We start from the raw sequence: 1,126 nt of genomic DNA on the forward strand, positions 1-1,126 counted from the left end.
TTACGAACCGAACAGGCTTATGTCCACTGGGTTCGTGCCTTCATCCGTTTCCACGGTGTGCGTCACCCGGCAACCTTGGGCAGCAGCGAAGTCGAGGCATTTCTGTCCTGGCTGGCGAACGAGCGCAAGGTTTCGGTCTCCACGCATCGTCAGGCATTGGCGGCCTTGCTGTTCTTCTACGGCAAGGTGCTGTGCACGGATCTGCCCTGGCTTCAGGAGATCGGAAGACCTCGGCCGTCGCGGCGCTTGCCGGTGGTGCTGACCCCGGATGAAGTGGTTCGCATCCTCGGTTTTCTGGAAGGCGAGCATCGTTTGTTCGCCCAGCTTCTGTATGGAACGGGCATGCGGATCAGTGAGGGTTTGCAACTGCGGGTCAAGGATCTGGATTTCGATCACGGCACGATCATCGTGCGGGAGGGCAAGGGCTCCAAGGATCGGGCCTTGATGTTACCCGAGAGCTTGGCACCCAGCCTGCGCGAGCAGCTGTCGCGTGCACGGGCATGGTGGCTGAAGGACCAGGCCGAGGGCCGCAGCGGCGTTGCGCTTCCCGACGCCCTTGAGCGGAAGTATCCGCGCGCCGGGCATTCCTGGCCGTGGTTCTGGGTTTTTGCGCAGCACACGCATTCGACCGATCCACGGAGCGGTGTCGTGCGTCGCCATCACATGTATGACCAGACCTTTCAGCGCGCCTTCAAACGTGCCGTAGAACAAGCAGGCATCACGAAGCCCGCCACACCGCACACCCTCCGCCACTCGTTCGCGACGGCCTTGCTCCGCAGCGGTTACGACATTCGAACCGTGCAGGATCTGCTCGGCCATTCCGACGTCTCTACGACGATGATTTACACGCATGTGCTGAAAGTTGGCGGTGCCGGAGTGCGCTCACCGCTTGATGCGCTGCCGCCCCTCACTAGTGAGAGGTAGGGCAGCGCAAGTCAATCCTGGCGGATTCACTACCCCTGCGCGAAGGCCATCGGTGCCGCATCGAACGGCCGGTTGCGGAAAGTCCTCCCTGCGTCCGCTGATGGCCGGCAGCAGCCCGTCGTTGCCTGATGGATCCAACCCCTCCGCTGCTATAGTGCAGTCGGCTTCTGACGTTCAGTGCAGCCGTCTTCTGAAAACGACA

General features: G+C 61.8%; 1 protein-coding gene. It reads left to right on the forward strand.

What is annotated here, in order from left to right; translation table 11 throughout:
- Positions 1-924, forward strand: a 924-nt coding sequence (gene intI1, locus OKC30_RS20985; RefSeq protein ID WP_032441700.1) for a class 1 integron integrase IntI1, incomplete at its 5' end; no start/stop codon positions are given.
- Positions 925-1,126: the final 202 nt, after the last annotated feature.

It is taken from the genome of Aeromonas sp. QDB18 (genome assembly GCF_027705325.1).
GTDB classification, from domain to species: domain Bacteria; phylum Pseudomonadota; class Gammaproteobacteria; order Enterobacterales; family Aeromonadaceae; genus Aeromonas; species Aeromonas caviae.